Source organism: Variovorax sp. 01T439_2, from assembly GCF_056398445.1.
Genome location: NZ_JBFTPJ010000062.1, coordinates 1 through 11787 on the forward strand (window position 1 = coordinate 1; position 11787 = coordinate 11787).

Consider the following 11787-nt stretch of genomic DNA (forward strand, 5'->3'; position numbering starts at 1 on the left):
CGTCCAGGCTGGTGACCACGCTGATGAAACGGTCGCGGTTGGGCATGCCGGTGACGAAGGTTCCGCGGCCCTGCTGCGGCGACACCAGGCCCTCGCGCGCGAGCAGGTCGATCGCCTGGCGCACCGTGACGCGCGCCACGCCGAATTCCGCCGTCAGTTCATCGAGCGAGGGCAGCCGGTGCTCGCGCGGCCAGATGCCGCGCGCGATGCGCTGGCGCAGCAGGTCCGCCAGCTGGTGGTAGCGCGGCATCGGACTGTCGAGAAACTTGGAAGACATGTTTTATCGATCAAACGTATGGTCTATAGTATGACAGATTGACAGAGACGAAAGCCCAAGGGCCCAAGTCCGCCCACGAGAGACAAACCGCCGATGAGAAGCTCCTCTTCCCCGCTGACGCGCGCGCTGCTGATCGTAGCGCCGTGGCTGTTGATCCTCGCGCTCTGGTACGCCATCCGCGCGAGCGGCCTGGTCAATCCCGCGCTGGTGCCGGCGCCGCACATGGTGCTGGCCAAGTTCGTCGAGCTGTCGCGCGGCAGGCTGTGGGAAGACATCTACATGTCGACGCAGCGCGTCTTCATCGGCGTCGCCCTGGGCGTGTCGCTGGCGGTGCCGGTGGGCTTCTGCCTCGGCTGGTACCGCGGCCTGCGCAGCTTCATGGACCCGGTCATCAACTTCTTTCGCGCGCTGCCGCCGATTGCGCTGATTCCGCTGGTGATCGTGTACTTCGGCATCGGCGAGGCGGCCAAGACCGCGATTCTTTTCTATGCCTCGTTCTTTGCGGGCGTGATCGTCATGTACGAGGGCATCGCGCAGATCAGCCCGATCTACATCAAGGTGGCGCGCACGCTGGGCGCCAGCGACGTGGAGATCTTCGGCAAGGTGATCGTGCCGCTCACCATTCCGCACATCCTCACGGCGGTGCGCGTGGCGCTCGGCGTGGCGTGGGCCACGCTGGTCGCGTCCGAGCTGATCGCGGCGCAGCAGGGCCTGGGTGCGCTGATCCAGAACGCCTCGTCATTCTTCCAGCTCGACATCATCTACGTGGGCATCATCTGCATCGGCGTGATCGCGCTCGTCATGGACCTGCTGCTGCGCCTTGCGACGCGCCGGCTGGTGGCCTGGCAGGACCGCATCGCCTGAAGGAGGGCCGCTCGACATGACGCCACAGCAACCGGTACGCATCAGCTTCGACCACGTGTCGGTCGATTTTCCGACCGAGCACGGTCCCATGCGCGTGCTCGACGACGTGTCGTTCGACATCCGCAACGGCGAGTTCGTCTCCATCATCGGCCCGTCGGGCTGCGGCAAGACGACGATGATGAACATCGTCGGCGGCTTCGTCCAACCCACCAGCGGGCAGGTGCTGCTCGACGGCAAGCCGGTGGCCGCGCCGGGGCCCGACCGCGGCGTGATCTTCCAGGAGTACGGCGTGTTCCCGTGGCTCACGGTGCGGCAGAACATCGAGTTCGGCCTGAAGCTCTCCGCAAGCCGGGTGCCGACGGCCGAGCGCGAGGAGATCGTGCAGCGCTACATGCAGCTGATGGGGCTGTCGGACTTTGCGGGGCATTTTCCCAAGCACCTGTCGGGCGGCATGCGCCAGCGGCTGGCGATTGCGCGGGCCTACGCGGTGCGGCCGGAGTTCCTGCTGATGGACGAGCCCTTCGGCGCGCTCGATGCGCAGACCCGCTCGGCCATGCAGGACCTGCTGCTGCAGGTGCTGCAGAGCGACGGCAAGACCGTGATGCTGATCACGCACTCGGTGGAAGAGGCGATCTACCTGTCGTCGCGCATCGTCGTGGTCACGGCGCGGCCGGCGCGCATCCGCACCGTGATCGACATTCCCTTCGGCTACCCGCGCGCGGAAAACCTGCACGAGGACCCGCGCTTCGCCGAGCTGCGCGCCCACATCCGCGAGCTCGTCATGCAGGAATACGCCGCACAGGCCAGGCAGGCCGTGCGCATGTCGGACTAGCTGCTTTCACCACCCCGCCACAGGAGACACACCATGGCCCTTCGACGCAGACAACTGATCCAGGCCGCCGCCGGCGCGGCCGCACTGGCCGGCGGCATGCCGGCCTTCGCCCAGGCGCGGACCAAGGTCAAGGTGGGCTACCTGCACACCCCGGCCGTGGACGGCCACATCTGGATCGGGCAGGAGAGCGGCGCCTTTGCGAAGCAGGGGCTCGAACTGGAGATGATCCAGTTCACCACCGGCCTGGAGCTGTTCCAGGCCATGATCGGCGGCAGCCTGGACATGCTGTCCACCGGCGCCGTGGTGTCCAACTTTCCGGCGCGCGGCCAGGGCAAGGTGTTCCTGATGAACAACATCGAGTATGCGACGGCCCAGCTGTGGGTGCGCGAGGACGCCGGCATCAAGACCGTGGCCGACCTCAAGGGCAAGCAGATCTCCACCACCACCGGCACCACGGCGCACGTGTTCCTGGACCGCGCGCTGCGCTCGGGCAACCTGGACCCGGCCAAGGACGTGAAGCTGGTCAACCAGCGCATGACCGAGGCCGTCACCTCCTTCATCTCCGGCGCGGTGCCGGCGGTGGCGCTGTGGGTGCCCTTCGATTCGGTGATCCGCCAGAAGCTGCCGGGCGCGCGCAAGCTGATCGACGCCTCGGCCTTCTTCCCCGAGGCCGCCATCATGGGCGGCTGGGCCGCGCGCAACGACTACTACGACAAGAACCGCGCCGTCATCGCCAAGCTGATTGCCGCATGGGCCGAGGTCAACGACGTGGTCACCGGCAAGCCCGACGCCGCGGCCGAGATGCTGCAGAAGACCCAGTACAAGGAGGTGCCGCTCGCGGACTTCAAGGCGCAGTTCAAGGCCTCCAAGTACTACACCAACGCCGAATGGCGCACGCGCTACCAGGACGGCACCGTCACCAAGTGGCTGCAGCAGGTGACGGACTTCTTCGTTGCCAACGCCAACATCCAGGGCGCACTGAAGGCCGAGCAGTACTTCGACGCCAAGCCCTTCCTGGAGACGGTCAAGGCATGACGGCGGGCACCGGCGGCTACGACTACATCATCGTCGGCGCCGGTTCGGCCGGTTGCGTGCTGGCCAACCGCCTGAGCGCTGATGCGCGCTGCCGCGTGCTGGTGCTCGAGGCGGGCGGGGAGGGCGGTGCCTTCTGGCTGCGCATGCCGATCGGCTACTTCCGCACCATCTACGACCCGCGCTATTCATGGCAGTTTGCCGTGGAGCCGCAGGAGGCCACGGGCAACCGCGCCATCGTGTGGCCGCGCGGCAAGGTGCTGGGCGGCTCCAGCGCGATCAACGGCCTGCTGTACATCCGCGGCCAACATGCCGACTTCGACGACTGGGCCGGCGTGGCGGGTGCCACGGGCTGGAGCTTTCGCGAGGTGCTGCCGTACTTCAAGAAGTCCGAGCGCTACCAGGGCGGCGAGAGCGAATACCACGGCGCCTCGGGCGAGCTGTGCGTCTCGGACCTGCGCAACGAGCATCCCTACTGCGCCGCCTGGATCGAGGCGGGCGTGCAGGCCGGCCACGGCCGCAACCCGGACTTCAACGGCGCGCGCACCGAAGGCCTGGGCGCCTACCAGCTGACGCTGCGCGGCCACTGGCGCTGCGATGCGGCCACGGCCTTCCTGGCGCCGGTGCGCGCCCGGCCGAACCTCACGGTGCTGACCGGCGTGCACGTGATGCGGGTGCTGATCGAGCAGGGCCGCGCGGTCGGCGTGGAATGGCTGCAAGACGGCGAACTGCGCAACGCGCGCGCGGATGCCGAGGTGCTGCTGGCCGCGGGCGCACTGCAGTCGCCGCAGCTGCTGCAGCTGTCGGGCGTGGGCCCGGCCGGCCTGCTGCGCGGCCACGGCATCGCGGTGCAGGCCGATGCGCCGCAGGTCGGCGAGAACCTGCAGGACCACTACCAGGCGCGCGTGATCGTCAGGCTCAGGAAGCGCATGTCTCTGAACGATCAGGTGCGCAACCCGCTCGCGCTGGCCACGATGGGCGCGCAGTGGCTGTTCCGCCAGCGCGGCCCGCTCACGGTGGGTGCGGGGCAGGTCGGCGGCATGGTCTGCAGCCCGCATGCCGAGGGCGGCCGCCCCGACGTGCTGTTCAACGTGATGCCGCTGTCGGTGGRCAAGCCGGGCGATCCGCTGCACCGCTTCTCGGGCTTCTCGGCCTCGGCCACCCAGTGCCGGCCGCTGTCGCGCGGCACGGTGCGGATCCGCTCGGCCGATCCGCTGGCGCCGCCGCGCATCGTCTCCAACTACCTGAGCGATCCGCACGATGCCAAGGTGCTGGTGGCGGGCCTGAAGATGCTGCGCGAGATCTACCGCCAACCGGCGTTCCGCGACCTGGTGACGGACGACGAATACCTGCCCGGGCGCGAAGCCGCCGACGACGCCGCGCTCGAGGCCTTCGCGCGCCACAAGGGCGGCACCGTGTTCCATCCCGCGGGCACCTGCCGCATGGGCGGCGACGCGCTCTCGGTGGTGGACCCGCAACTGCGCGTGCGCGGCATCGAGCGGCTGCGCGTGATCGACGCGGCCGTGATGCCGGCGATGGTGTCGACCAACACCAATGCCGCGTCGATCATGATTGCGGAGAAGGGAGCGGCGCTGGTGCGGGAGGGCAAGTGATCGGCGTGATCCGATCAAAAAATATACGCATTGAGTATTTTTTCCAAAGAATTTTGGCGCATGGCGTATATTTGAGGCATGAGCCAACAGCAAGACCTCCTGCGCGACGCGATGCGCCGCCTCAATCTCACGCGCGACGCATTTTCCGAACGGCTGGGCGTGCGCCGCCGTGCGCTCGACACCTGGCTGCTGCCGTCCGATTCGAGTGAGTCGCGGGCGATGCCGGAGATGGTCGGCAAGTTCGTTGCCGAGATTCTTCAGCGCGAGGCGCTCGACACCGGCGCCGGCCCGGTGGGCACGGGGCAGCGCCCGCTCGCGCAGCGCATCGCGGCCGAAGGCAAGCCGCAGCTGCTGTCGGTCGCGCAGTTCGACCGCGGCAGCCTCGAGGACCTGTTCCATGTGGCCGACGTGATGCAGCCGATCGCGCGCCGGCAGAAAGTCACGCGCATCCTCGAAGGCGCCGTGCTCGGCAGCCTGTTCTTCGAGGCCAGCACGCGCACGCGCGTGAGCTTCGGCGCCGCCTTCTGCCGGCTCGGCGGCACGGTGTGCGACACCACGGGCTTCACCTTCTCGTCGATGGCCAAGGGCGAGTCGATCTACGACACCAGCCGCGTGATGAGCGGCTATGTCGACGCGCTGGTGGTGCGCCATCCGGAGCAGGGCTCGGTGGCCGAGTTCGCGCGCGCCACCAACATCCCGGTCATCAACGCCGGCGACGGCCCCGGCGAACACCCGAGCCAGGCCATCCTCGACCTGTACACCATCCAGCGCGAGTTCTCGCGCATGGGCAAGCTGGTCGACGGCACGCACGTGGCGATGGTCGGCGACCTCAAGTACGGCCGCACGGTGCATTCGCTGATCCGGCTGCTGGCGCTCTACCGCGGTCTCAAGTTCACCCTGATTGCGCCGCCCTCGCTGGAGATGCCGGCCTACCTGGTCGAGCTGGTCGCGCGCAACGGCCACGTCGTCGAGCAGACCTCCTCGCTGGCACAGGGGCTGCGCGGAGCCGACGTGGTCTACGCCACGCGCGTGCAGAAGGAGCGGTTCGCGAACGGAGAAACGCTGGAGGGCTACACGCCCGAGTTCCAGGTGTGCAAGGCCCTGGTGGATGCAGCCTGCAAGCCCGACACCATCCTGATGCACCCCTTGCCGCGCGACGGGCGTCCGGGCGCGAACGACCTGAGCGTGGACCTCAACCACGATCCGCGGCTGGCGATCTTCCGGCAGACCGACAACGGCATCCCCGTGCGCATGGCGATCTTCGCGGTGCTGATGGGCGTGGAGCAGCAGGTCGCGCGTTCGATGCGCGATGCCAGCTGGCGCTCGCCCGCGCACATCGGTCCCGACGACGCCGACTTCGACGGGCTCGACTGAAACTACAAAGCACCTTTTCATGCGCCGGTGCATGGCGGCAGGGGTGCGCTCCTAGACTGGGTGTTCCGGCGCCCGGGGCGGGCGCCCCGAGGACCGTCGAATGAAGAACCACCTTTCCATGCAACCCCTGGCCGGCGTGCGCGTACTCGACCTGTCGCGCGTGATGGCCGGCCCGCTGTGCGGCATGGCGCTGGCCGACCTGGGCGCCGACGTGATCAAGGTCGAGCATCCCGAACGCGGCGACGACACGCGCGACTGGGGCGTGCGCATCGGCCGCCACAACACCTCCTACTTCAACAGCTGCAATCGCAACAAGCGCTCCATCTGCGTGGACCTGCAGGACGAGGACGGCCAGGCGCTCGTGCGCGAGCTCGCGGCGCAGTGCGACGTGGTGATCCAGAACTTCAAGTACGGCGGCGCACAGAAGATGGGCCTGGGCTACGAGGACCTGCGCAAGCTCAATCCCGGGATCATCTACTGCTCGATCTCGGGCTACTCGGTGCTGGGCCCCGAGAAGGCGCGGCCGGGGTACGACCTGGTGATCCAGGGCGAGACCGGCCTCATGGCCATGAACGGCGAGGAGGGCCAGGGGCCGCTCAAGTTCGGCATTGCCGCGGTCGACATGTTCACCGGCATGTATTCGGCCCAGGCGATCCTCGCGGTGCTGTACGAGCGCACGCGCACCGGAGAAGGCCGCCACATCCAGATGTCGCTCTACGACAGCGGCATGATGATCACGTCCTACTACGGCCTGACCGCCTGGCTCAACGAGGGCGATCCCGCGAAGTTCGGCAACTCGCATCCGTCCATCGTGCCCTACGGCGTGTTCGAGGCCGCGGACGGCCCGCTGGTGATCGCCGTCGGCAACAACAGCCAGTTCAGGAAGTTCTGCGACGAGGTGATCCTCTGCCCCGAGCTGCCGGCCGATCCGAAGTTCGCCACCAACACCGAGCGCGCGAAGCACCGCCACGAGCTGCTGCCGATCCTGCTCGGCCGCATCGCGCAGTTCCCGCGCGCCGACCTGCTCGCACGCATGGACAAGGCCGGCATTCCATGCGGCGAGGTGTTGGGCCTGTACGAGGCGCTGCAGTCAGAGCGGACGGCGCAGGCCGGCGTCTGGCACCGTTTCGAGGACGCGGAGGCCGGCGCGCAGGCCGTCCATGCGCCGCCCTACGTCATCGACGGCGCGCGCTCGGACGTGCGCCACCCGCCGCCGCACCTGGGGGAGCACACGGGCGAGGTGCTGCGCGAATTGCTGGAGATGGGGGAGGGCCGGCTCGACTCGCTGGTGCGCAGGAGCGTTATCCGATGAAGCCGGCGATGCTGCAGCATCAAGGCGCTCAATGTTCCAGGTCGTCCCCGAAGTCCTCATCCAGGATGGTTTCATAGTCCTGGTCGCCATAGAACACGCCGATGATGGACACCTGCTCGGCGTCTACCGAAAATGCGATCACCGCGCGTTTTCTGTAGTTGGTGATGCGCAGGCCGGGCCGCACATCATCGCGTCTGGTGCCACGGTGGGGAAAAGCGCGCAGGCCCTCGCAGTAGGTCACGATGGCCTCGGTGTACCGCGCAGCAATCTCGGGGGAAGCTGCGGTGGCGATGTAGCTGTACAAGGCCGCAGGCTGCTCCTCGGCCTCGGGAGAGAACACGACGCGATAGCTCACCGCGCCTTGGCGTGTTCAGCGGCCAGGCGTGCGCGCACCTGGTCGGCCGTGACGGCGCGGGACGGATCGGCTTTCAATGCATCGTAGGCGGGGCCGACCTGGCGGTGCAGCCAGGTTTCGACGGCGCGATCACGCGCCAGGAGCGCTCGCAAGCCGTCGCGGATGACTTCGCTTTCGGTGGCGTATTCACCAGCGCGCACCTTGGCTTTCACCACGTCGGCCATTTCGTTGGGCAGGGTGATGCTCAGTTGCTGCGTCGTGCGCATGGTGAACTCCCCGGTCAAAGCAGTAGGATTTAATCCTATCAAAAACAAGGGGAGTGATCAACTCTGGCCCGTAGGAGTGTCATTCGACAGGGGTCCGCAGGCGCAGCGGCGTCTGGTTGTTCAGCGGACCCAGTGGCAGACGCGGTGGTGATGGTGCGCATTCCACTTGCACACCTTGTGCGCCCGATGGTGGGGCGCGGCGGAAGCGATCGTCGGTGCGAAGGCGGCCAGGGTGGCGAACGCAACGACGCAGGAGAGGACAAGCTGCTTTATCTTCATAATGTTCTTTCAAAGCAAATGACGGAAGGACGCGTCGCGTGAACGACGCAGTTTGAATAACGCTTGACCCCGATCTCCAGACGACTTGTTGAAGAGGAGTGATCAGCTTCGCTCTGGCGCTCTGTGCGAGCGTCTTGGACGAGTGCCAGGCGTCGCCTTCGCCACGAACACATCGCGCAGTGCGTCATTCGCGCGCGTCTGCCAACCGGGCCCGGCCGCCTTCAATGCCTCCAGCCGGATGGCGGTCGACACCTTGGCGTCGGCCTTCACACTGCCAGCAGGCCGGCCACGCTTGCGCGCCTCGATCTGCGCGGGCGTGTGCACGGCCGCATGCTCGCCGCGCTTCATTTCTCCCATGGACTGGAGCAGGTCCTTCTCGAACTGCGCCATTTCCTTGTCAATCTTCGGCATCGATGGCCTCCTTCAATTTCAGCAGGATCGCGGCGGGGATGTTGTCGAACTTGGCCTTTACGTAGACCAGCAGCAGTACCAGATCGTCCTGCTCGTTGCGGTTGAAATAAATCACACGGGCGCCGCCGCGCTTGCCCATGCCGGGGCGCGACCAACGCACCTTGCGCAATCCGCCGGTGCCATAGAGATTAATCCGTGTGCAGGGGTTATTCTGTAACTACAAAAAAGGAAGGCCGACGTCGCGCCTGGACGGCATTATTCAGTGCGACTGCTTCGGCAAGTTCAGCCCGCGCAGCACGGGAAGCCAGCGGTCCGCCTCGGCCTTGATGAACTTGTCGAGCTCCTCCGGCGTGCCGCCGCGCGGCTCCATGCCGATGGCGCGGGCGCGCGCCACGAAGTCGGGGTCGGCGATCACCTGGTTGACGGCCTTGTTCAGGCGCTCGATTGCGGGCCGCGGCGTGCCGGCGGGCACCGAGAGCGAATACCAGAGCGTGGCTTCCATGTCGAAGCCCTGCTCCTTGAAGGTGGGTGCGTCGGGCACCTGCGGCAGGCGCTTCGAATCCATCACGCCCAGCACGCGCAGCTTGCCGGCCTTCACGTAGGGCAGCGATCCCGTGATGGAGGTGCCGTGGATGTCGATCTGGTTGCCCAGCAGGGCTTGCAGCGCGGGCGCATCGCCGTTGAAGGGAATGTGCAGCGTGCTGAAGCCTTGTTCCTTCTCGAAAGCGATGGGCGCGAGGTTGGTCAGGATGGCCGCGCCCGGCGAACCGCGGTTGATCTTGCCGGGGTTCTGCTTGGCATAGGCCACCATTTCCTTGATGTTCTTGTAGGGCAGGTCGGTGCGTCCGACGACGATGGCGGGCTGGTAGGCGATCTGCGTGACGGCCGCAAAGTCCTTCGCGGGGTCGTAGGGCAGCTTGTCGTAGAGCACGCTGTTGTTCGCGAGCGTGCCCAGCGAGGACACGAGCACCGTCTGCCCGTCGGGCTTGGCGCGCGCGACGTAGTCGGCGGCGAGGATGCCGCTTGCGCCGGGCTTGTTCTCGATGATGACGTTCAGGCCCTGCTTGTTGAGCTCCTGGGCCAGGATGCGGCAGTACTGGTCGGTGCCGCCGCCGGCGGCAAAGGGCACGACGATGCGGGTCACCTGCTGGGCGAGTGCGGGCGCGACGAGCACGCAGGCACCCAGCGCCAGCCCGATCACGAGTTTGCGGTAGCTCATTCTTGTCTCCTGTTCCGGCCCGGAATCGGGCTCTGGAGCCAGTCTAGGTGGCCGCCCTTGGCGCTGCGCTGCACGAAATGAAAAGCAGCTTTGCGGGAAGCGCCGGCAGCGCACAGCCCGGCCCTGCACACTTCGCCGATGACCGTGCAGATCACCAGAATCGGAACCACCCGGGACCAGCTGGGCGAGAGCCCTTGCTGGGATGCCGACGCGCAGGCGCTGAACTGGATCGACGCGCTGGGCGGCGCGCTGTGGCGGCTGCAAGCCGGAGCCGGGCAGGCCGAGCGGCATGAGCTGCCGGCGCCCGTGGGCTCGATTGCGCCCTGCCGCGGCGCGGCCGTGGTGGTGGCGCTGCGCAACAGCTTCGCGCGCTACGACTTCGCCACCCGCACGCTGGAGCCGCTGGCCCGCATCCCGGTGGATCACCCGAAGGTGCGCTTCAACGACGGCAAGTGCGACGCGGCTGGCCATTTCCTGGCCGGCACCATGCACGTCGACCGCCAGCCTGGCGAGGCGGTCATCGGAGGGCTCTACCGGCTGCGCACCGATCGCCGGGTGGAGCAGCTGGCCGACGACATCGGCTTTGCCAACGGACCCTGCTTCAGCCCCGACGGCCGCGTGCTGTACCTGGCCGACAGCCTGGAACGCACCATCTGGGCCTGGGACTACGACCCCGACGGCCCGCTGCGCCACAAGCGCATGTTCGCGAGGACGCATGAATTCGATTCGGGCCCCGATGGCGCGACGGTCGATGCGGAGGGCTTCGTCTGGACCGTACTGACCCGCGCCGCCAAGCTCGCTCGCCTTGCGCCCGACGGCAGGCTGGAGCGGCTGATCGATCTGCCTGCGAGCTATCCGACGAGCATCTGCTTCGGCGGGCCGCACCTGGACTGCATCTACCTGACCAGCATTTTCCGCAGCGCGCGCCTGGAAGGGAACAAGACGCACGATGGCGGGCTGTTCCGGATCGAAGGGCTGCCTGCGCCGGRGCGCCTGCCTGATCGATTTGGAGGCTGCTAGCGCGCTGAGCTGGAAGTTACGAGCAGGACCTCTCGACGATTTTCGCGTCCATCAGTTGGCGCGGCGGGCCGGCGGAGGTGATGACCGCGACGAGCAGGTGGGTGTCGACCACGAAGCGCACGGCGCCTGGTCTCAGGCGCCTGGGCGGCGCGCCTTGCGGGCGGCCTGCACTTCTTCCTCGATCTCGTCCTCCGACAGCGGCGCCAGGTTCAGTGCATCGAGCTTGGTCATGGCTTCACCCAGGCGCGCAGCGGCCGCCGCGCGCTCCTCGCGTGCGGCCAGGAACTCGACGAAGTCCACCACTTCGGCCAGGCGGCCGGACGGCAGTTGCTTCAGGCGCTTGAGCAGGCGAGCCTCGATGGCAGTCATGGGGTGTTCCTCGCTCGGGTATGCGTCGGTTGATTTTCGGTTGCATCACGGCTCGGTTCAACTTGCTCGAAGCCTGCTGTTCTTTGCCATGAATGTCCGAGACGGCGCTTAATGTCTGAGACAAGCCCTATCAGCCGGGACGAACGTGGGCGGCGTGGAGGCGGTCCTGTCCCCTCCTGTGACGAAGGCGGCGCGAGCACTATGAAAAATTAAACATGATTTCAATAATTATGAGATCCGACTATAATTTTTCGTATGGAACTGAACCAGATTTGGCACTGCCCCCGACCGGAGCTCGCAAAGCGCTACCTGGCCCTGTTGCAAGCCGGGCCGGTTGTGAGTACGACCATTTTCGCCCCCCGGCGCACTGGGAAGACGGTGTTCCTGCGCAAAGACCTGACGCCAGCAGCCGACGCTGCCGGCTTCACCGTCGCATACGTGGACCTTTGGCAGACGAGGTTGAACCCCGGCATCGCGATTGTTCGGGGACTGGAGGAAGCGCTCACGCCGAGGACGTTGGCACAAAGGGCGCTTCACAAGCTGCATGAGCCGGTCAAGAAGGTC

The 11787-nt window shown here is 66.9% G+C and carries 15 protein-coding genes and 1 pseudogene; 8 read left to right on the forward strand and 8 right to left on the reverse strand.

The features are described 5' to 3' along the window. A partial coding sequence (locus AC1DOC_RS04970; RefSeq protein WP_478129480.1) for a GntR family transcriptional regulator occupies positions 1-277 on the reverse strand: 277 nt, incomplete at its 3' end. 93 nt (positions 278-370) lie between these two features. On the opposite strand from AC1DOC_RS04970, the gene AC1DOC_RS04975 reads away from it, so the two are divergent. The 6 genes from AC1DOC_RS04975 to AC1DOC_RS05000 all read left to right on the forward strand — a co-directional run bounded on the left by AC1DOC_RS04975 (position 371) and on the right by AC1DOC_RS05000 (position 7304). Next, positions 371-1141 (forward strand): ABC transporter permease, encoded by a 771-nt coding sequence (locus tag AC1DOC_RS04975; RefSeq protein ID WP_015865572.1) that lies wholly within the window; start codon positions 371-373, stop codon positions 1139-1141. 16 nt (positions 1142-1157) lie between these two features. Next, entirely contained in the window at positions 1158-1973 is an 816-nt protein-coding gene (locus tag AC1DOC_RS04980) for an ABC transporter ATP-binding protein (protein ID WP_015865571.1), read from the forward strand. 33 nt (positions 1974-2006) lie between these two features. Further along, positions 2007-3008: an ABC transporter substrate-binding protein gene (locus AC1DOC_RS04985; protein ID WP_015865570.1), complete on the forward strand. Its 1002-nt coding sequence runs from the start codon at positions 2007-2009 to the stop codon at positions 3006-3008. Further along, entirely contained in the window at positions 3005-4618 is a 1614-nt protein-coding gene (locus tag AC1DOC_RS04990) for a GMC family oxidoreductase (protein WP_478129481.1), read from the forward strand. Before AC1DOC_RS04985 ends, AC1DOC_RS04990 begins: the two co-directional genes overlap by 4 nt. Positions 4619-4696: 78 nt before the next feature. Then, positions 4697-5992: an aspartate carbamoyltransferase gene (locus AC1DOC_RS04995; protein ID WP_015865568.1), complete on the forward strand. Its 1296-nt coding sequence runs from the start codon at positions 4697-4699 to the stop codon at positions 5990-5992. A 100-nt stretch (positions 5993-6092) separates the two neighbouring features. After that, positions 6093-7304, forward strand: a complete 1212-nt coding sequence (locus AC1DOC_RS05000; RefSeq protein ID WP_015865567.1) for a CoA transferase — start codon at positions 6093-6095, stop codon at positions 7302-7304. 28 nt (positions 7305-7332) lie between these two features. On the opposite strand, the gene AC1DOC_RS05005 is transcribed toward AC1DOC_RS05000, so the two are convergent. From AC1DOC_RS05005 to AC1DOC_RS05030, 6 genes are all read right to left on the reverse strand, one after another. Then, positions 7333-7659 carry a type II toxin-antitoxin system RelE/ParE family toxin gene (locus AC1DOC_RS05005; protein WP_041945773.1) on the reverse strand — a complete coding sequence of 109 codons (327 nt, stop codon included), beginning with the start codon at positions 7657-7659 and terminating at the stop codon, positions 7333-7335. Then, positions 7656-7925: a ribbon-helix-helix domain-containing protein gene (locus tag AC1DOC_RS05010; RefSeq protein WP_015865565.1), complete on the reverse strand. Its 270-nt coding sequence runs from the start codon at positions 7923-7925 to the stop codon at positions 7656-7658. The genes AC1DOC_RS05005 and AC1DOC_RS05010 overlap by 4 nt, the downstream gene beginning before the upstream one ends. Positions 7926-8045: 120 nt before the next feature. Continuing rightward, positions 8046-8204, reverse strand: coding sequence for an HHHH-motif protein (locus AC1DOC_RS05015; protein WP_478081080.1), 159 nt, complete (start codon positions 8202-8204; stop codon positions 8046-8048). A gap of 102 nt (positions 8205-8306) precedes the next feature. Continuing rightward, positions 8307-8615, reverse strand: a complete 309-nt coding sequence (locus tag AC1DOC_RS05020; protein WP_015865564.1) for a BrnA antitoxin family protein — start codon at positions 8613-8615, stop codon at positions 8307-8309. Beyond that, positions 8602-8784, reverse strand: coding sequence for a hypothetical protein (locus AC1DOC_RS05025; RefSeq protein ID WP_018907207.1), 183 nt, complete (start codon positions 8782-8784; stop codon positions 8602-8604). Before AC1DOC_RS05025 ends, AC1DOC_RS05020 begins: the two co-directional genes overlap by 14 nt. A 90-nt stretch (positions 8785-8874) precedes the next feature. Next, positions 8875-9834: a tripartite tricarboxylate transporter substrate binding protein gene (locus tag AC1DOC_RS05030; protein WP_015865563.1), complete on the reverse strand. Its 960-nt coding sequence runs from the start codon at positions 9832-9834 to the stop codon at positions 8875-8877. 138 nt (positions 9835-9972) lie between these two features. On the opposite strand from AC1DOC_RS05030, the gene AC1DOC_RS05035 reads away from it, so the two are divergent. Continuing rightward, the gene (locus tag AC1DOC_RS05035) at positions 9973-10854 is read left to right on the forward strand and encodes an SMP-30/gluconolactonase/LRE family protein (RefSeq protein WP_478129482.1); all 882 of its coding nucleotides are present in this window, start codon (positions 9973-9975) and stop codon (positions 10852-10854) included. 132 nt (positions 10855-10986) lie between these two features. Here the strand turns inward: AC1DOC_RS05035 and AC1DOC_RS05040 are convergent, their stop codons facing one another. Then, positions 10987-11223: a hypothetical protein gene (locus tag AC1DOC_RS05040; RefSeq protein ID WP_015865561.1), complete on the reverse strand. Its 237-nt coding sequence runs from the start codon at positions 11221-11223 to the stop codon at positions 10987-10989. A 255-nt stretch (positions 11224-11478) separates the two neighbouring features. Between AC1DOC_RS05040 and AC1DOC_RS05045 the strand changes: the two are divergent. Further along, positions 11479-11787 (forward strand): annotated as a pseudogene (locus AC1DOC_RS05045) (hypothetical protein); the annotation flags it as partial.